Raw genomic sequence first — 19360 nt, 5'->3', positions numbered from 1 at the left:
ATGAGGAACTGGCCGAAGCACGCAATCATTTCGGCTGCTATTTGATATAGGAAATGTTTCTCTGAAGAAGGGTGCGCGCAAAGCCAAAATCGGTAGAATTAACTATAGTTATAATAAGAAATGCAGTTAGGGGGTGTAACATGAAATGGATGCCAGGAATTTTATTATTAATTCCCCTGTTAAGCTTTGCATTCCAACCCAACAGTACAATGCCACAGCACCCCAGTTATCTTTACTATCCTCATTTGCAAAAAGGCCACGAATTAAATCCTTTCAATCGACCCCCGCAAAATAATATTACTACAGGAAATGACGAAGCAACAACGACCTTTGAGACACATAACTACATGGATACCACTCCTGTCGATGACACAGGCACTGAAAAAGATATTCGTCACAAACTGCAGCCTAATTGGATTATTCCCTCTCACAATGCTCCTGATTCCCAGCCCCACTACATGCCTCATCCAACTCATTACCGCTAAGCTATCATTCTCTCATCAATAAATTTGTTGTATTGGCACTTTCGGGCTTAGTTAGAGAATCCGGCAGCGCTAATAGCATTAAGCTACCTTTAAGTAGCATAGGGACTATCGCCAACATGACGTCGATTATCACGTTGTTCTTTATCAGCCGCTTTAATTGCTGCCATTTTTTCTGGGGTAAAATAAAACATGCTATACCAGCGCTGCCCATATGTAGTTTGAATATTTTTTGACTTCGTAAATTCTGTGCCCTTAGCAATGCTTACTCTTTCAGCAGGACATTTAGCATTATTTTGAGGTTCATATTGAATATAGATTTTCTCGGTGGGTGGTGGCACTTTAAAATAAATCGTAATGGATTCAAGGTCAGAATTTTTTAATGCAATAGTCATTGAAGGCACATTTCTTTTTTTACACCGCAAGCATTCTTTAATAATATCTTGCAAACCAATAACCTGTTTTCCTTGATGCTGAACCAGCACATCTTTCTTTCCTTCAGGTAATTCTTTTTTCCCTTCAAAATCCCATCCATCAGGAAGAGCAATATAGACAAATGCCATAAGTACCTCTATTTATACAATTTAGAATCACATCGTATAATACAAATACATTAGAGGCAAACGCTATTTGACTTTGTATAGCCAAATTATTCATCAGAGTGTAAAAAGTAATGTATTTGAACTCTTCGGAACAGTCATCAAACACCAAAATAAGACCTCATATTGCACAAGTTGGTTTTGGACTGACTGATAATTTTTGATCAGCCTGAACTGATGGATGTGGGATTAGTTATATCAAGGGCGCGCTTGATAGCTCTGCACATCACAAAAACCTGTTCTGTATAGAGGAAAATAACTTGAGAAAATGATGAGACATTGACTATAGTGACTTTGACAAGAAATAAATCGCCCGCTTCGCAGCTGGAATAACTCTTTACATTAGAAGTTTTTGAGGCCCTGTACCGTCATCTCCAGAGCACTGACCTTCTCAGCAACTTCTGCTTTGAAGAAAGAGAAATGCTGGCCTGTAACTGCGACAGGTGGGTACCCTTCATCAACCAGAACAAGGTGAGCCTCCTTAATGATCTCCTTACACTCTTTTTTAAATTGGGTGAGATCAGCGGGGAAGGTCTTCTCAAAACTTTGCAGTAATTTTTGATGGAGAGTATCTATCGCATCAGCGACGTTAAGATAGCCATCCGGCTTGCCGTCTTCTTTTTTAAGGGTAACTGCTTTCAATTGCGCTAAAGATATTCTTAATTCTTTTGGTAACAGTAAAAAGAGTGATTGACTAAACGCTGTCGCTTTTATAATGCTTTCATTGACTATTCTTTCCAAGGCATTTTCATAGGCCTGTAGCTCCTCTTGATTTTTGGGCAAGGGCACTTGAGACATGCGAGTGTTTGCTTTCTTGTAATAAGGACTCTCGCTCACTAAAAAGTGGTTCATGTACCGAAACAAGTCATTGGGAAGCTTGCTACATTCTTCTTCTATAATTTTAATTTCCTTTGTTCCATCCTTATTTTTTACTTCTACTTCAACCTCAACCTTGGAAATATACGGGGCCTTCGCATTAAAATAGCGATACAGCGGATTTATTTCCGGCGCCAGTGCCACTCTGGAAAGTTGATGCTTGTGAATTTGAAAAGCAGCTTCCCCAACTTCTTTTAAGAGTACTTTATCTCTTACATCATTAGGTAATAAATTGGTAATTCGTTCTATAGAAGCAGTATCCTTGCCGGCAATCATGATGCTGTGCAAGCTTGAGCAGTTGTAAAATGCCCCTTCACCAATAGAGACGACCCCTTCAGGGATGGTAATGGATTGCAAACTGCTGCAATACTCAAATGTCCAATCACCAATAGAGACAACTCCTTCAGGGATAGTAATGGACTGCAAATCACTGCAATAGCTAAATGCAAAAGCACCAATAGAAGTGACCCCTTCAGGGATGGTAATGGACTGCAGACTGCTACAATTTTCAAATGTCCAATCACCAATAGAGACAACTCCTTCAGGGATAGTAATAGACTGTAAACCACTGCAACCACTAAATGCCCCATTACCAATAGAGACAACCCCTTCAGGGATAGTAATGGATTGCAAATCAATGCAACCCCTAAATACCCTATTATTAATAGAGGTTATCCCTGCAGGGATAGCAATGGCCTGCAAACTTCTGCAACCACAAAATGCCCCCTCACCAATGGAAGTAACCCCTTCAGGAATGGTAATAGTTTGCAAGCTGCTGCAATCCTCAAATGCCCCATTACCAATAGAGGCGACCTCTTTAGGGATGGTAATGGCTTGTAAGCTGCTGCAACTCTCAAATGCCCAATCACCAATAGAGGTCACCCCTTCAGGAATATCATAAGACCCCTCTTTTTTAATATCGTTATTAGTTACCTTTAATAAGGTCTTGCCATCATCACTTAATTCCATACGCTCTCTCTTTTCATCAAACTTAACACCAGACTTTTAGGACTTCATCCCTAATTTGCGAACAGAAGCAAATAGCACGCAGGCTTCATGCTTTCTTTACATTAGAAGTTTTTGAGGCCCTGTACCGTCATCTCCAGAGCACTGACCTTCTCAGCAACTTCTGCTTTGAAGAAAGAGAAATGCTGGCCTGTAACTGCGACAGGTGGGTACCCTTCATCAATCAGAACAAGATGAGCCTCCTTAATGATCTCCTTACACTCTTTTTTAAATTGGGTGAGATCAGCGGGGAAGGTCTTCTCAAAACTTTGCAGTAATTTTTGATGGAGAGTATCTATCGCATCAGCGACGTTAAGATAGCCATCCGGCTTGCCGTCTTCTTTTTTAAGGGTAACTGCTTTCAATTGCGCTAAAGATATTCTTAATTCTTTTGGTAACAGTAAAAAGAGTGATTGACTAAACGCTGTCGCTTTTATAATGCTTTCATTGACTATTCTTTCCAAGGCATTTTCATAGGCCTGTAGCTCCTCTTGATTTTTGGGCAAGGGCACTTGAGACATGCGAGTGTTTGCTTTCTTGTAATAAGGACTCTCGCTCACTAAAAAGTGGTTCATGTACCGAAACAAGTCATTGGGAAGCTTGCTACATTCTTCTTCTATAATTTTAATTTCCTTTGTTCCATCCTTATTTTTTACTTCTACTTCAACCTCAACCTTGGAAATATACGGGGCCTTCGCATTAAAATAGCGATACAGCGGATTTACTTCCGGCGCCAGTGCCACTCTGGAAAGCTGAGCCTTACGCTTTTGAAAAATGGAGTCAACCATCTCCTTTGAGAGTACTTTATCTCTTATATTATTTGGTAATAAATTGATAATTCGTTCTATAGAAGCAGCATCCTTGCCGGCAATCATGATGCTGTGTAAGCTCGAGCAGTTGTAAAATGCCCCTCCACCAATAGAGACGACCCCTTCAGGGATGGTAATGGATTGCAAACTGCTGCAATAGCCAAATGCCCAATCACCAATAGAGACAACTCCTTCAGGGATAGTAATGGACTGCAAATCACTGCAATAGCTAAATGCAAAAGCACCAATAGAAGTGACCCCTTCAGGGATAGTAATGGCTTGTAAGCTGCTGCAACGATCAAATGCCCAATCACCAATAGAGACAACCCCTTCAGGGATAGTGATGGATTGTAAGCTGCTGCAACCACTAAATGCCCCTTCACCAATAGAGGTGACCCCTTTAGGGATAGTGATAGCTTGTAAACCACTGCAACTCCTAAATGCCGAATCACCAATAGAGGTGACCCCTTCAGGGATAGTGATGGATTGTAAGCTGCTGCAACCACTAAATGCCCAATTACCAATAGAGGTGACCCCTTTAAGGATAGTGACAGCTTGTAAACCACTGCACCTCCAAAATGCCCAATTACCAATAGAGGTGACCCCTTCAGGGATAGTAATGGACTGCAAACCACTGCAATCGCTAAATGCCTCTTCACCAATAGAGGTCACCCCTTCAGGAATGTTATAAGATCCATCTTTTTTGATATCATTATCAGTTACCTTTAATAGGGTCTTGCCATCTTTACTTAATTCCATACGCTCTCTCTTTTCATCAAACTTAACACCAGACTTTTAGGACTTCATCCCTAATTTGCGGACAGAAAGCTAATGGCACGCAGGCTTATTCTTTCTTTTATGGTGAAGCAATCGATGATGATCTAAATTAAACAATATGCTCAATTATAAATCCCTTGAGGAGCGCACTAAATGGGTAACATTACCCACCAACTCATTGCAACAATTCAATCTCAACTCTCTTTCACTTTAAGGGTGGGGAATAAATAAGTATAAAATACCACTATTTTACATAATTTATAATCATATAGTGTAATACAAATACATTAGAGGCAAACGCTATTTTTGACTTTGTAGTACTCTTTTATTATTCCAGCTATATATAATAAAGTGATGACTTGTAAGCCTAATGGATAATGAGTATAGTCTTTCCCAGCTTAGGAGTATTCATGGTTAACTTGGAAACATCAATGATCAATCAGGCAAGGCAAGCCTTAACACATGCCTATGCTCCCTATTCTAATTTTAAAGTGGCATCCTGTCTTTGTAGTGAAAATGGCAGCTTATATACCGGAGTTAATGTTGAAAATGCTTCCTATGGTTTATCCATTTGCGCAGAAACGGCTGCGATTTGTCATATGATTACAGCTGGGCAAAGGAAAATCAAAAGCATGGTTGTGCTTAATGGTGAAAACACCCTTTGCCCCCCTTGCGGTGCTTGTCGCCAGCGAATTATAGAGTTTTCAGAACCGAATACGTCGATTCACCTGTGCAATAACCACACCATTATAAAAACATTAACCATTATTGAACTTTTACCCGAAGCATTTAAACTTAAGCCTTAATCAGGATTAAATCGTATGATGAAAACAACCCTTACATCGGCTCATTTAGCCGCCAAACAAATTCAAGACCAGCTCCCCAATTTTAAACCCACATTGGGTATTGTTTTGGGTTCAGGTTTAGGCAGTTTTGCTGATCAGCTGGAAGATGCTGTATCTATTGGCTATGAACAATTACCAGGCTTTCCAAAGCTTACCGTGCATGGTCATGGGGGCAATGTAGTCTTAGGCTATTTGTCAGGTGTTGGTGTCGTTTGTTTGCAAGGTCGAGCTCATACTTACGAAGGTGTTGATTACGAAGTAGTCAAAACCTATGTGAGAACATTGAAACTGCTTGGCTGTGATTATTTTTTCGCAACAAACGCTTCCGGCTCACTACGCGAAGATGTAGGCCCTGGTGAATTAATGCTTATCACTGATCACATCAACCTGCAACCAGGAAATCCTTTGGTAGGACCCAATGATGACGAATTTGGTCCTCGATTCTTTCCTTTGGATAATGCTTATGATAAGGAAATGCGCGATAAGTTATTGCAAATTGCCCATAAAGAGAACATTACTCTTAATCAGGGTGTTTATATCTCCGTTCTGGGTCCTAACTACGAAACCGCTGCCGAAATCAGAGCATTTCGTATTTTGGGCGCTGATGCAGTAGGCATGTCTACTGTACCCGAAGTATTGGTTGCCAATCATTGCGGTATGAAGGTTGCTGTTATCGCTACGATAACCAACTATGCAACAGGGCTTGCTTGCACGAGCCACAGCCATGAAGCAGTGGTATTGATGGCATCAAAAGCAGCAGAAAAATTAAATCGTTTGATTAAGCAATTTATTGCGAGCCTGGCGTGAATTTAGAAGCTGAATTTCTAATCGCTATTGGCGAAATCAATGAAAACGTCAAAGATAGTGAAATTCTAAAGACAGAAGCTATTTCATTAATTGATTTGACGCTACTCCATGAAAATGCCTCTTCCGAGGCATTAGACATGCTAATGAAAAAAGCAAACTTTTATCATGTTGCGGCTATTTGTGTCTTGCCCCAGCATGTTAAAGCGATGACAGCACTTGCCGACATTAAATTAGCAACCGTAGTAAATTTTCCAACAGGCAATCACTCTCTGACAGAGACTCTCGCTGAAACCAATCACTTACTTAGCAATTTCCCTATTCAGGAAATTGATTATGTTTTTCCTTATCAAAATTATCTCCATAATCGCGAGCAAGAAGCTTTAACTCATTGTCAACAAGTCTATACGCTTTGCGAGCAACAAAAAATTACCTTTAAGGTAATTTTAGAAACTGGGGCTTTTCCCACATTAGAATCAATTTATGATGTCAGTTGCAGACTTATTGATAATGGCTGCAATTTTATAAAAACTTCAACTGGTAAATTCAAACAAGGTGCCACACCCTCTGCTGCGTTTGCAATTTTAAAAGCAATCGAAGCAAGTGATATCCATTGCGGTTTGAAAGTTTCAGGAGGCATTAAATTGCCTGCTCAAGCCTTTACTTATATGTGTCTTGCCGAGCATGTACTTAAAAGTAATGTGAATAAAGCCTGGTTTCGTATTGGCGCTAGTAGTTTACTGGATGAATTAGTAAATCCTTCTGTCCACTAATACCACGAATGAATTTTTTCAGATATCGCTGAAGCACGAGATCTGTAATTACTACAGTGATAGCAGCAAATTTTTTACAATCCAGTATATTCATTCCTATGGTTTCATTGACACTTATGAGTACAACAGTTTGATTGAAATTTACATCCACTGTATTATACGCGACCTATTTATTTACATTATGATAATATGTTGTTCCAATATCTCGATGACCTAATTGTTCAATTAAAAGCCAAAGGTTACGAATGTAAAGTACTTGACCTATTACCGCCGGGATTTAAGCAAAAAGGTCAAACGTGTAAACTAAATGCTCTCAGTGCGGGATTACATTTACGCTATCAAAATGCCCCAACGGTAAATCCTGCCCCACCTTATCCAACACAATTTAATATAAGAAAACAACATTTTATTGGGAATCATCATAAGTTTAAAAGCTTAAGGCAACAAGCCAAGCAATTAGATTCAGCTGTGGGTGAAGTTTATGATGTGAGAGATCTACTGGAACTTGCAAGAATCAATGGATTTAAAGGAGTTCAGGGCGCCCTCTGCTCTAGCCCATGTTGAACCAGCTGAATTTAATAAGAGAATAAAACATGGAAAACAAATAAAGCAAGCCAGTATTTTTATTAACCCATTCAACTGGCAAGAGCAACTCGCATCATGGTTTAGAGGTAAGGCATCTACCGATTCTATTAGAAAGCTCATCGATGATTTAATTGAGATGCTTTCTCATGAAGTAGCTCATATTGAAGAGGAAAGCTTTTGTAGTTCAGGTGTGATGAGCGTCACCCATCATGAATCTTTTCGAGCCCTTAATGCAACTATTTTTGCTGAGCTGATGTTACAGATGGATGCTGAGGCATTGATCGGTCAAGCGGCTGAAGAAATAAAGTCTCTTTATGAGAAATCAGGCAACAGACTAAAATTGCCAAATGCGAAAGAATTAATGATTATGCAACTCTTCAATCAACCTGACTACTTAGAGTATTTAGAATCCGAAAAGAGGAAAGAATCTAAAATTGAGGATTCCAAGGACGTCAAGATCACACTTTAAATGTAACTGCTCCTTACGTTCAGAATGATGTTTACTTAAACTACAAGGAGCATTGCAATTACGTCATCCTGGGAGCAAAGCGAAGGATCTTTTTTTGTTCAAAAAAGCGGGAGGTTTATCTGCTGGAGATCAACTATGTTTCCCCTTCACATTGTTCGGGGGCTGAATTGACGATGACTTGGGTTGATTAAAATTGCGCTCAATCCCACCGGCGTCATTGCGAGAAGCGTAGCGACGAAGCAATCCAGGGATGCGAAGCAAGGAGCAATGTGTTTTGGATTAAATTTCGTAAAATCTAACCATCGCAATTTATGCTTTGGGTTAAAATCAATTTTTTCTTTCTTGAACCTCTTTAAATTTGTTGGGTTGAGTAATGACTGAAAGCCTATCCGCATAGAACCCGTAAACTAACTTTACACCACTCTATTGCTTAATAAATCCAGGCTGAAGATCTTATTTATGTTGATATCCTTAAGCATCAGATTTCTTGCTTCGTATCTCGGGATGGCTTCGTCGCTACGCTTCTCGCAATGACGCCGGTGGGCTTGAGCTATTTTAATCACACCCATGATACGTGAAGCGAGAAATTATAAGTCTAAAAAATATTTTTTTAAGCAAGTTGATCAAGCCCCCCAGTAACTAAAGGTTTTAATCTTGCATTGGCAACTGCTACTACGAAACTAAACTTCCCAATATCAACACCTACAAAATTATTGTACAATGGCATCATAGCCTCGAAATAAAAATTGTTAGGATTGTAAGCGGGTGTGTAATCAGACCCAAGCAACTATTCAAACGTTTCGAGAGCTGGGCTAGAGTACCATGATGATGACGGTTGGTTAAACCAATCCTTCAACGGTCGCTCATGCCCGCGCCCTTTGTTTTTGCAAAGGGCAACCCTCTTAGTTCCTAATATAACCACTTTTAGACTTACAATGCTTCAGGATAATGTAATTTGCGCAAGATAATGGTGTTAAATTAATTAACATATGGTATGTTCTTACCCTGAAAGTGCGTAATGAAGACATTTTTAATTAGTTGCGCTATTGAGTGCATTTATCCCAATTGAGATAATTCGAAAAATAATGCATTAATATTTTTCCTTGGGTAAGGACCTATGTCGCTTTTTGAAAAACAAAGTAAGTTGTTTGAAAGAGAGTTAGAAAAACAAAAAAATCAATTGCTTATGCAGCGAATGTTTTCTAACAAAGAAACAAAGCGAAAAAAATATATCTTATCCTGTGCCAGGAAACTTAAAATTAGTCTTGATGAGCTAGAGGCACTGAGTTTTCCCTCGACAGAAATTTTGATTGCCATTTCAGTCGCAGCAATTAAAACGCTACAAGATCCATCACTAGCCAATTATGAAGAACTACAAAAAAATATTAGTCTTTTAGAGCACGATTTAGAAGAAAATAAACTGGCTAACCATAAGATTATTAAGACACGAATAGCGGTAAATTCTGCTGTTATGGCTGCCGGAATTTTAATCTTGGGGACGGGTTTTTTCTGTGCTTTTATTGCTGGTGGTTTAGTTGGAGCCGGAATTCTGGCAATTGCAGGACCTTTGGGTATAGGCGCTTTAGCGGTTGGCTTAGTCATTGTGGGGGATCTTGTATTTACCCTGGGCTTGGTCGGAGTCTATAGAGACACTTCATTTTATAGGGATACTCAATTAAAAGTACTCCAAGAATTTAGTGATGTGGTGAGTACTCCGATTGAAAATAATATTAAAGCGAAAGTTGAAGAGAGACATGAAGCACTGATTGCGATTAATATGCATCAATCAGTTTCAATCACATTAACCTAATTTGATGGGCTATAATGAAGATTACCTCCCCATAGCGCCAACAATCCCAATCCACATGCTTAATCCATACCAGTTGTTACTAGTAAAAGCATTGAAGCAATTCACTGCTTCGCGTTGGCGAATGAGTCTTTGTTGATAAACTAAATTCAGAGCCGCATAAAACCAGCAACCCCAGAAAAAGAGTGAATTTAAAGTAAATGCCAGAGGAAGCCACAATAAATGTAATAATACTTGCAACAAGGCAATGGCTAATTTGTCATAGGAGGCAAAAAGAATAGCTGTCGACTTAATGCCAATACGCAAATCATCTTCTCGATCAGCCATGGCATATTCTGTATCGTAGGCCACTACCCATATAAAGTTAATGAATAGTAATATCATCATGGTTTTATCTACAAGATGATCCAGGGCAGCATAAACCATGGGAATTCCCATTGAAAAAGCAATACCCAAAACCAGCTGCGGACTTTGAATAAATCGCTTGCAAAAAGGGTACAACAGGGTGACAACGACTGCCACCAAAGCATAGTAAAAACATGGTTTTGGTAATTGCAGCAAAATAGTCAATGCCAGAAGTAATAAAATGAAAAGCAGGCAAAAAGCTTCAATTAAATTTACCTGTCCCGCTGTTAACGGTCGTGTCTTCGTACGCTTGACATGCAAATCCACATGTCTGTCAGCAATATCATTAATCACACAGCCAGCGGACCGCATGCAGACTGTACCTGCTAAAAATAATAAGGTTAAAGAGAAAGGGGGCTTTCCTTCACTCGCCAACCAAAGTGCCCATGCTGTCGGCCACCATAAAAGCAAAATGCCAATTGGTTTATGAAGACGCATTAAGCGAAAATAATGAAGCAATCTCAATTTTTCATCCTTAAAAGTTCAGGCAAGAGAATTTCCACAAGATAAAAAAAAGTACTCTGAGGCAAGATAAATTTAGATAATCTCACCCACAAACGCTCCCCTGTTCCTCTTAAATGATGAGGCAGCCAATAATATTCCAGTGAAGCGCTATCAATTGAATAATGAATCATTCGATCACGCTGTATTTCGGGGGTATCAAAAATAATAACACCCAATGCCTCCTCTTTTAATCGCATAAAAAACGAGGCATTTTTCTCATAGCAATCACAGGGAATTATCGTTCTAGCATACCAGCACGCCTTGTTCTGTGCTGTCATTATAATATCTCTGTGCATCACTGAATTTATAGCTAAACCCAAAACATATCTATCCCACCAACTGCAATTTCTCCATTCCTGTTTAAGAATACTCAGAATAGCCTCCCCTCTCTCTTTTTTTAATTTAGCGGTTAAAGAACGTTGGTGATTAAGCCAGGGTAATAATTTTTCTGGAGGATTTACAGTTTGAGCAAACATAGTAGGGAATCAAAGCAAGATTTGGCGAATTATACCATAAACCTAACTGATCTCCTCGTTGATAACCTTAATGTATCAATGAAGATCTTTCCCATCACGGATTGATACAGGTTTACTTACACGTCCAAAACGATTAACAATTAATTTTACATGTTTTGAATCAGCAGTAAAAAGATCAAAATGACCGCTCGTTGCTGCATGTTTTAAGTTATTTGAAAATAAAAGATAGGAATTGGATAAAAATCCTTTCCAACTTATCTGCAGACCAGGCTTCTGCCATTGCCATTGATGCAATAGTTTATCTCCCGAACGATATTGATGTTGTTTATTATCAATAAAAAGAATCATTCCTTTTGACCAATCGTTGGAGCTTTGTAGTGGCGTTAATGCTAAAGGAACACCATGCAAGAGTGCCATTTTTCTTGCATAACGAATAGCATTACTGATTTCATCTTCCATGACCTTTAGCTGATTGTGTTGCATTAATGAAAACTGGGCAGGAACAGTCGTAAAAAATAAAACACAAATTAAGAGTAAACAGCAAACTAATTCCAATAAAGTCATACCACCTATTGTTTTCACGTTACTCTTTCCATCAAAAACTTTTTTACTGTTAAAAGATCAGCATAGGTCTTTTTTTTATCCAAGGGATTGCGTAATAGATAAGCAGGATGATAGGTCACTAAAAAAGGAATATTATTATAGGAGTGAAATTTTTGTCGGAGCTGGTTAAGAGGTGCGATTTTATTTGCCAAAAACTGCCCGGCAAAGCGCCCAAGCGCAAGCAGCAAATGAGGATTAACTAATTGAATTTGCTCTGACAGATAGCCGCTGCAATGAACAATCTCTTCAGGCTTGGGATCACGATTATCAGGAGGTCTACATTTTAAAACATTGGCAATATAAACATCTTGTTCAGAAAATCCAATACTTTGCAGCATTTGATTTAACAACATGCCGGCCTTACCAACAAAAGGTAATCCTTGTTTGTCCTCGTAAAAACCGGGCGCTTCACCAATAATCATTAATTTAGCAAGTGGATTACCTCGAGAAAATACCGTTTGTGTGCGGGTTTTATGGAGAACGCAACGTGAACAAGCAGCTATTTCATCTGCCAGTTGAGATAAGTTCCTCCCACAGGAAACATTTTTTTCTCGCGGAATCCAAACCTCTATCCCCATGGTTTGCAAATAATAATGATGTAGTGCGTTTGACATAGATGAAAACTAGTAGTGTAAACGTGGTAATTATTGCAAATTAAGGTAAATTTGCGAAGCATTATCCTATTACAACACCTATTTTCCATGGAGAAATGCGGTAATTCGGCGCGTCATTCTAAATGGAGACATTGAAGCACTATAGGCCAGTAGTTTATTAATTGTACCGGGAATTATAAATAATTTACCGCGTTGCAATCCTTTGTAGGCTAATTTTGCGACTTTCTCGGCGCTCATGACACCCAAGGCCCCTCTGGCAAGATGACTTTCATCCATACCCGCCTCATGGAAAAAATGGGTTTGGGTTGGACCAGGAGAAAGAATTGAAATCATAACGCCTGAATCTCTAAGTTCATACGCCAATGCTTCCGATAATGAGGTCACATAAGCTTTAGAGGCATAATAAGCTGCCATAAATGGGCCAGGTTGGAAAGCGGCTGTCGAAGAAACCTGAAGGATTTTACCTTTACCCTGTTGCGCAAATTTTTTTGCAAAATAACGCGTTAACTCGCTCACAGTAACCATATTAAGTTGGAGCATTTGATTTAAAGTTTGTGGATCCATGGATATAAAATCACCTAAATATCCCATACCTGCATTATTCACCAGACAATCTATATTGCAATTTTTCTCTTCAAGCGCCTCAATTAATTGAAAGGCACTATGGCTTTGTGCCAAATCTAAAGAGATCACATCCACTTCAACCGAATAAGCATCTTTTATCTCAGAGGATAATTGTTCCAAACGTATTTTATCTCGAGCACAAAGTACTAAATTATGGGCGTTTTTAGCAAACTCAAGCGCCAAGGCATGGCCTATTCCCTTCGAAGAACCAGTTATTAGCGTAGCCATCTTCCTCTCCATCCTCCAAGGTATCCTTTATTATTATAGTTTCTAAAGGCTCTTCTCTTTTCATTAAAGATGAGCAGAGGTCAAAAACCTCATTCCAACTCTGTTTATTGAGTAAGTTTAAAACGCGGTTACTTTGTCTATTTAATAAGCTCCATTTACTATAAAATGAAGGATGTTGTAATTTCTCTGTCTCCAAATGTTGCAAGGTTGCTATAAAGAAATTTAATTTATCAACAACCTGATCAACTTTATCCAAATGAGCCGTACTTAAAATTTGAATAAAAATAAATAAAAGCACATGAGTTTCTCCCTTGATTTCTTGCAAGTATTTTAAACCTTCCAGAGGTTTATGAAGAGAAAGCGAATGTCGTGCCAGTTTGAATAGCTTTAAATCAGAGGTATTGGTTAGGAACATCTCAGGTAACTTATGAAAAACTGGATAAATTGCTTCAAACAATCGCATATTTTTGGTAATCCATTGGTTTTCCAAAATATTTCCAGATAATTTTGTTGGAAAATAGCTATTATGTGCCGTAGGCCTGTTTTCTTTTTTGGCCATTACCCGTGAAGAAAAATAATTCTCTCTTAATTGCCGTACTTTTTGCTCAGTCATCCCTTCTTTTTGGGCTTCTACGGCCAGCTTTTCAAACCAATTAGCGTGCCCTCTATAACAGGAAAAATAGAGTAACTCTTCAATCGAGGTAAACGTGGAATAAATTAGTTCATCATTTTTTGCTACCGTTGGGCTTACCGTTTTGTAACGTGCATCTACATAGTTTTTTGCAGCTTGATAACCATTTTCCACTAAGGTGGTTTGGGCTTTTTTATCCAGATCGAATTGTGTTGATGAAACATTGCCTACCGGAATAAGAACAACCTGATTACTGTGTTGCAATAACTTTAGACGATCTCGTTCCCAGCCACTTACCGGATCTTTGACACCAGTAAAAAGTCCATAAAGCCAATTCCAAAAAAAATTTTCACGATAAACTCTATCCACTACCTTGTCTAACAAACTTCGCTCATACCCATGATCAAATTGAAAGGCGACCATACTTAGACAATTACCATGCTCAGATTCAAGCAAGGTGGATAAATCCCCCATAAATACTTCTGTGGGGAAATTATTTAAAATTCCTCCATCTTTGTGTGTATCACCCTCAACGATAGTTGGTTTAAAAACAACAGGAAAACTGGCTGAGGTTTTTACCGCTTCGCTGACTTCCATCCATGGGGTGCTAGCATAGGAAAAGTAACGCGTTTTTCTGCTCCTTACATTAGTGGCAGTAACTATTAATTTCTCTCCCAGATTACAATCTGGATAACGTTCCTTAAGAAAATGAAGCGACTCAAAAGTAATTTTTCCATGTTTAAACACTTTTTCAGCTAAAAACCTTCGGCCTTCAGGTGTTTTATCAACTTCGTATTGTTGAATGATTTCATCAACTCTTTTGATCACCATATAATCAAGAGCAGCCTTCATAGCGCGTGCATCAGAAAGTCCTGAGCTGTCTATTTCATAATGAATAATATTATCTTGCTTAAACCACTGAAAAAATTTCAGAATATCTTCAGAAGAGTATCCCAGATAACAAAGCGCCGCCATAATAGCACCAGCTGAACTTCCTGCATATTTAGTCGGCTTAATTCCTACTTGCTCAAATGCCTTTAGTGCACCAACGTGGGCAAAAATTTTTGCTCCTCCACCACAAAATACCATACTGTCTAAATCGGGTCGCTTCTCTGTTACAAAAATTTTTCCATCGCTATTACGCTTAAACACTTGAACATCTTTTTCAGCAAATAACAGGTGATATTTTTTGCAACCTGAATCTATTTCTGTCATTTCAATGTCTTGAGAAGTCCCTCTCACAAATAGGGATTGAAACCAATCCCACAAGCGCTTATACCAGGCTTTTTTTCTAATTAATCGCTGAGTTTCTCGATATTCGAGCATCGCTTGTATTCGCTTGGCTTCTGAAACCACGTGAATCGAAAAGGGATGGGGTTGAGAAATTGCTGATGCAAAATCATAGGAAGTTAAATCAGTAGCAATTAATTTTTTTACCATTGCATCAGTTAACAATATGCGCTTGCAATTTCGCAGTGGTTTACTTTGGTTATCATGGAGTTCATGGTATTTGGTGTCCGTATCTTTAAGAAAAAATTGGTTTAAACCAATTAATAGACCATGAGAATCCTGACAGAGCTCTATGCCTGAAGATTCACAATCATCAAATTTCCCTTGAGAAACCAGATTCCAATGATAGGATTTTTTACGATAAAGCAAGAAATTAATGATTCGCCCCCATTTGCTTAAGCCCACTTCAGCGGTATAACCACGGTAATTATTCGTTGTAACCCCGCTTAGTAAAGCTTCATGTGCATTACTGCGGTGTGGCTTTAGAAACCATTTTAAAAATTCGTCTCGAGATTGTTCACTCATGCGAGTGAAATCGATAATAAGTTTTTCATCATCCAATAGATAATCAGCTAAGGTATATTTTTTATCCGGGGGTAAACCATTAATACGAAACCAGCCTTGATGAACGGTAAGTAAGAACTTCTTTAATAAAAGAATATTCGGTTGAAGCACTATATCCTGGTGCAACAATGCACTCAACACTTCCTCTCGTGGCATAGTCTATTCCTTTAGTTGCGAGTTACCTTACACGACAATCCTGTGTTCGTGAAATGGAGAGTAGTTTTTGTTAAATAATTTGACTATTTTTATAATTATCATAAATCTATGGATAAATAAATCCCATTATTGAATCGTTTGAGGACAAAGCATTTCAAAATGACAGAAGACATTAGCCGCGCAAGCAGATTAGAGACTAATAGCAGAATTAATATGGTCAATGATTGTTACAGGATCAGATGAACTGGTAATTGGACGGCCCACTACCAGATAATCACTACCAAGTGCGATAGCTTGCGAAGGCGTCATTGTTCGACTTTGATCATCTTTTTTACTATCTGATAGCCTAATTCCTGGGGTAACAGTAAGAAACGAATTTCCACAGGCTTTTTTTATCGCTGCGACTTCATGTGCGGAACACACTACACCGTCTAATCCCGCCTGATGTGCTAATCTCGCTAATTTCTCCACCTGAGTTTCTAACGAATGATCTATTCCGATTGACAACAGATCACGTTGATTTAAGCTGGTCAAAATGGTTACAGCAATCAGCAAGGGGCGCAGAGAACCATAGCTGGCTATGGCTTCTTTGGCCGCTTGCATCATTGTTAAACCGCCTGAAGCATGAACATTAATCATCCACACACCAAGTTCTGCACAGGCTTTACAGGCCTTCGCCACTGTATTTGGAATATCGTGGAATTTTAGATCCAGAAAAATTTTAAACTCTTTCTGAATAAGTTGCTTAATGAAATGTACACCAAATAAGGTAAACATTTCACTACCGACCTTTAACGCACACTGCGTCGGATTTAACTGATTTACCAACGCCAATGCATCTTCCTGCTGATGAAAATCAAGAGCAACAATAAGTTTTGAATTCAACCTATGCTCCCGCGAATTCCGTCGCTAAACAAGATTTGACTGCACCAGCCACCATTTGCTGTTCCTCTAAGGTCAGGTAAGGATGCATAGGTAAGCTGACGACGTGCTTGCTGGCTCTTTCGGCATGGGGAAAATCCGCCAATTTATAGCCTAAATAGGCTAACGCCTCCTGTTGATGCATTGCAACAGGATAATGAACAGCAGTAGGGATACCGAGTGCCTGCATTTTCTTCTGAAAATCATCACGATTAGGAACTTCAATGGTATACTGAGCAAAAACGCTAGTATTTTCTGGCATAATAACTGGTATCTTGACGATACCTGACAACAATTGCTCATAACGCTGTGCTACTCTCTGCCTAAGGGCAATTTCGTCTGGAAATAGTTTCAATTTTTCGATTAGAATGGCTGCCTGAATAGTATCCATGCGCCCGTTAATTCCTACTCTGCGGTGACAATACCTAGCATTTTGACCGTGGATTCGGATCTCAAGCATTCTTTCTGCCAAAATATCATCATCTGTGAAACATGCACCGGAATCACCGTATCCTCCTAAAGGCTTGGAAGGAAAGAAACTGGTACAACCGATGGTTGTTAAGGCGCCGGAATAAAGACCATGGTAGGTGGCTCCGAAACTTTGAGCTGCATCTTCGATTACCGGCAAACCATAACGTTTGGCTAAGCGATTAATAGCATGCATGTCGGCACACTGTCCGTACAAACTAACTGGCATAATTGCTTTAGTTTTTGGCGTAATTTTTGATTCAATTTTAGTAGAGTCAATATTGTAAGTCAGAGGATCAATATCCACAAACACAGGTTTGGCCTGACAAAGGGCAATCACTTCAGCAGTAGCAAAAAAACTAAAGGGACTTGTAATGACCTCATCTCCAGGTTCTAATTCTAATGCCAGTAGCGCCATAAGCAACGCATCTGTACCACTAGAATTGACAATGGCATGTTTAACCCCTAAAAATTTTGCCAATTGCTCTTCTAATTTTTCTATTTCAGGCCCCATAATATACTGTCCATGTTCTAGAACAGCCTGAATACTACGTAGAACATCATTTTCTATCAACTTGTATTGTTTTTTCAGATCAATAAATTGCATTTTTTTCTCTCATTCGCCAAGAAGACAATTAAGGCGCATTTTTAACTAATTACCATGGCATCTTGCCTTCTACCTTCCGCGGGTTTACGCAGATCCCAGTGATGCTGAAAGGTTTCTGAATCTCGCAAACAAGTCGCGGGACGTAGAATTTAAGTTAACTTTAGCTTTCATACCTAAGCTTGGAATTAATCTCCTTCCAAACCATGAACTGGCTTCATTCTACCCCACTGCTTACAACTTGGGCAATGCCAATGCAAATGTTTTCCGCCAAACCCACAATGGCCACAACGATAAATTGGCTTGTTATCTAAAAATTTACTTGTAATATCATAGAGCATCTGTAATTTCTCTTTAACTTTGCCATGCGCTGTCTCAAGATGCCAAAAAATAAGACGATTTAGTCCTCTGATGGAAGGATGGACGCTGAGCTTTTCTGAGACAAAGTCGATAGCCACATCCACACCTTTTTCGTGACGCAAAAACTCAGCAATCACAAAGATGGTAGAAGCACGCGGATGCTCAGCGAGTGTATCTTGCAAAAAAGTGACGCATTCTTGCATCTCATTGAGCTCGCGGTAACAGGTTACCAGAGGTTCTATTATTTCGCTAAGAAAGTCAGGATCTTGTTGAGGAACACGCCTTAAGGAGCGAATGGCTTGTTTGTATCGCCCCTGAAGCATCTCCAGTGAGGCTTGCATTAAACTAGCGCGAACACACATTTTATCTACCACCAGCGCCTGTTTAATCGCATTTTGTGCTTTTTCTATTAAATTATTTTTTAAGGCTTGATGTGCAATTTCACAATGGTAATGCGCAGCCTGGATATGCATGCTCTGCCCTAATGACAATTCTATTTTTTTGATAATATCCAAAGCCTTTTCCCAAGCTTTTTCTTGCTGATAGATGGCCAGTAATCCTTGCAAACTACAAGTTTCATTACCTCCACCCATTTCAACAACTTCCAAAAAAATACGCTCAGCACGGTCAAAAACTCCCGCACTCATATAATCCTGGCCAAGCGCCATTAATGCTTCTTTTCTTTCCCTTAAACTTAATTGAGGCCGAGCAATCAAATTCTGATGAATCCTAATAGCCCTGTCTACTTCGCCGCGACGGCGAAACAAACTTCCTAAAGCAAGATGTGTTTCCACCGTCTCACTGTCCACTTCAAGAAGTTTAATAAAAACATCAACTGCTTTATCCGGTTGCTCATTTAACAAATAATTTAAACCGACCACATATTCACGAGATAAACGGTTATTGAACTCTGCTTCTTTGCCAGAATAATTACGGCTAGCAACCCACCAACCTGACCAAGCGGCAGCAGGTAACAATAATGGCCATAAATTAATCATTAAAGCTCTCCATTATTTCGTTTGTCCAAAGTCTATGTGTCATCTGCCAAATTATGCCAATGATAACGTAATTATCCATTAAT

Annotated in this window: 19 protein-coding genes; 7 read left to right on the top strand and 12 right to left on the bottom strand. The window is 39.2% G+C overall.

The genetic code is table 11. The features are described 5' to 3' along the window. The first annotated feature begins 140 nt into the window (after positions 1 to 140). Positions 141 to 485, top strand: coding sequence for a hypothetical protein (locus clem_RS05780; RefSeq protein WP_094090761.1), 345 nt, complete (start codon positions 141 to 143; stop codon positions 483 to 485). Between the two features lie 89 nt (positions 486 to 574). Here the strand turns inward: clem_RS05780 and clem_RS05775 are convergent, their stop codons facing one another. From clem_RS05775 to clem_RS05765, 3 genes are all read right to left on the bottom strand, one after another. Further along, positions 575 to 1045: a hypothetical protein gene (locus clem_RS05775; protein ID WP_094090760.1), complete on the bottom strand. Its 471-nt coding sequence runs from the start codon at positions 1043 to 1045 to the stop codon at positions 575 to 577. Between the two features lie 378 nt (positions 1046 to 1423). Continuing rightward, positions 1424 to 2926, bottom strand: a complete 1503-nt coding sequence (locus tag clem_RS05770; protein ID WP_094090759.1) for a leucine-rich repeat domain-containing protein — start codon at positions 2924 to 2926, stop codon at positions 1424 to 1426. A 101-nt stretch (positions 2927 to 3027) separates the two neighbouring features. Then, positions 3028 to 4530 carry a leucine-rich repeat domain-containing protein gene (locus clem_RS05765; RefSeq protein ID WP_094090758.1) on the bottom strand — a complete coding sequence of 501 codons (1503 nt, stop codon included), beginning with the start codon at positions 4528 to 4530 and terminating at the stop codon, positions 3028 to 3030. Positions 4531 to 4958: 428 nt separating this feature from the next. On the opposite strand from clem_RS05765, the gene cdd reads away from it, so the two are divergent. The 6 genes from cdd to clem_RS05735 all read left to right on the top strand — a co-directional run bounded on the left by cdd (position 4959) and on the right by clem_RS05735 (position 9834). Further along, on the top strand, positions 4959 to 5354 hold the full coding sequence (gene cdd / locus clem_RS05760) for a cytidine deaminase (protein WP_094090757.1): 396 nt from the start codon (positions 4959 to 4961) through the stop codon (positions 5352 to 5354). Between the two features lie 15 nt (positions 5355 to 5369). After that, positions 5370 to 6200, top strand: coding sequence for a purine-nucleoside phosphorylase (locus clem_RS05755; RefSeq protein WP_408606880.1), 831 nt, complete (start codon positions 5370 to 5372; stop codon positions 6198 to 6200). Then, a complete protein-coding gene (gene deoC / locus clem_RS05750; protein WP_232505571.1) occupies positions 6197 to 6970 on the top strand; it encodes a 2-deoxyribose-5-phosphate aldolase in 774 nt (257 codons plus the stop codon). Before clem_RS05755 ends, deoC begins: the two co-directional genes overlap by 4 nt. A 189-nt stretch (positions 6971 to 7159) precedes the next feature. Then, entirely contained in the window at positions 7160 to 7534 is a 375-nt protein-coding gene (locus clem_RS14970; RefSeq protein ID WP_094090756.1) for a hypothetical protein, read from the top strand. Next, complete coding sequence (locus tag clem_RS05740; protein WP_094090755.1) at positions 7488 to 8024, top strand: hypothetical protein; 537 nt, start codon at positions 7488 to 7490, stop codon at positions 8022 to 8024. The genes clem_RS14970 and clem_RS05740 overlap by 47 nt, the downstream gene beginning before the upstream one ends. 1117 nt (positions 8025 to 9141) lie before the next feature. Beyond that, complete coding sequence (locus clem_RS05735) at positions 9142 to 9834, top strand: hypothetical protein (RefSeq protein ID WP_094090754.1); 693 nt, start codon at positions 9142 to 9144, stop codon at positions 9832 to 9834. 21 nt (positions 9835 to 9855) lie between these two features. On the opposite strand, the gene clem_RS05730 is transcribed toward clem_RS05735, so the two are convergent. The 9 genes from clem_RS05730 to lapB form a co-directional block, all read right to left on the bottom strand. Next, positions 9856 to 10674, bottom strand: a complete 819-nt coding sequence (locus clem_RS05730; protein ID WP_232505602.1) for a 4-hydroxybenzoate octaprenyltransferase — start codon at positions 10672 to 10674, stop codon at positions 9856 to 9858. A 23-nt stretch (positions 10675 to 10697) separates the two neighbouring features. Continuing rightward, positions 10698 to 11216 carry a chorismate--pyruvate lyase family protein gene (locus clem_RS05725; protein ID WP_094090752.1) on the bottom strand — a complete coding sequence of 173 codons (519 nt, stop codon included), beginning with the start codon at positions 11214 to 11216 and terminating at the stop codon, positions 10698 to 10700. A gap of 75 nt (positions 11217 to 11291) precedes the next feature. Then, complete coding sequence (locus tag clem_RS05720) at positions 11292 to 11798, bottom strand: GspH/FimT family protein (RefSeq protein WP_094090751.1); 507 nt, start codon at positions 11796 to 11798, stop codon at positions 11292 to 11294. Next, positions 11795 to 12433: a uracil-DNA glycosylase gene (locus clem_RS05715; protein WP_094090750.1), complete on the bottom strand. Its 639-nt coding sequence runs from the start codon at positions 12431 to 12433 to the stop codon at positions 11795 to 11797. The genes clem_RS05720 and clem_RS05715 overlap by 4 nt, the downstream gene beginning before the upstream one ends. A gap of 78 nt (positions 12434 to 12511) precedes the next feature. Beyond that, complete coding sequence (locus clem_RS05710; protein WP_094090749.1) at positions 12512 to 13285, bottom strand: SDR family NAD(P)-dependent oxidoreductase; 774 nt, start codon at positions 13283 to 13285, stop codon at positions 12512 to 12514. Beyond that, on the bottom strand, positions 13230 to 15926 hold the full coding sequence (gene vpdC / locus clem_RS05705; RefSeq protein ID WP_094090748.1) for a Dot/Icm T4SS effector VpdC: 2697 nt from the start codon (positions 15924 to 15926) through the stop codon (positions 13230 to 13232). The genes clem_RS05710 and vpdC overlap by 56 nt, the downstream gene beginning before the upstream one ends. A 189-nt stretch (positions 15927 to 16115) precedes the next feature. Beyond that, positions 16116 to 16811 (bottom strand): orotidine-5'-phosphate decarboxylase, encoded by a 696-nt coding sequence (pyrF, locus tag clem_RS05700; RefSeq protein WP_094090747.1) that lies wholly within the window; start codon positions 16809 to 16811, stop codon positions 16116 to 16118. A 1-nt stretch (position 16812) separates the two neighbouring features. Next, on the bottom strand, positions 16813 to 17922 hold the full coding sequence (locus clem_RS05695; protein ID WP_094090746.1) for a DegT/DnrJ/EryC1/StrS family aminotransferase: 1110 nt from the start codon (positions 17920 to 17922) through the stop codon (positions 16813 to 16815). 185 nt (positions 17923 to 18107) lie between these two features. Then, positions 18108 to 19277: a lipopolysaccharide assembly protein LapB gene (gene lapB / locus clem_RS05690; protein ID WP_094090745.1), complete on the bottom strand. Its 1170-nt coding sequence runs from the start codon at positions 19275 to 19277 to the stop codon at positions 18108 to 18110. Between the last annotated feature and the right edge of the window lie 83 nt (positions 19278 to 19360).

This window comes from Legionella clemsonensis (genome assembly GCF_002240035.1).
Classification (GTDB): domain Bacteria; phylum Pseudomonadota; class Gammaproteobacteria; order Legionellales; family Legionellaceae; genus Tatlockia; species Tatlockia clemsonensis.
The sequence above is the reverse complement of the archived record's forward strand: the minus strand, read 5'-3'. Positions and strand labels throughout refer to the sequence as shown.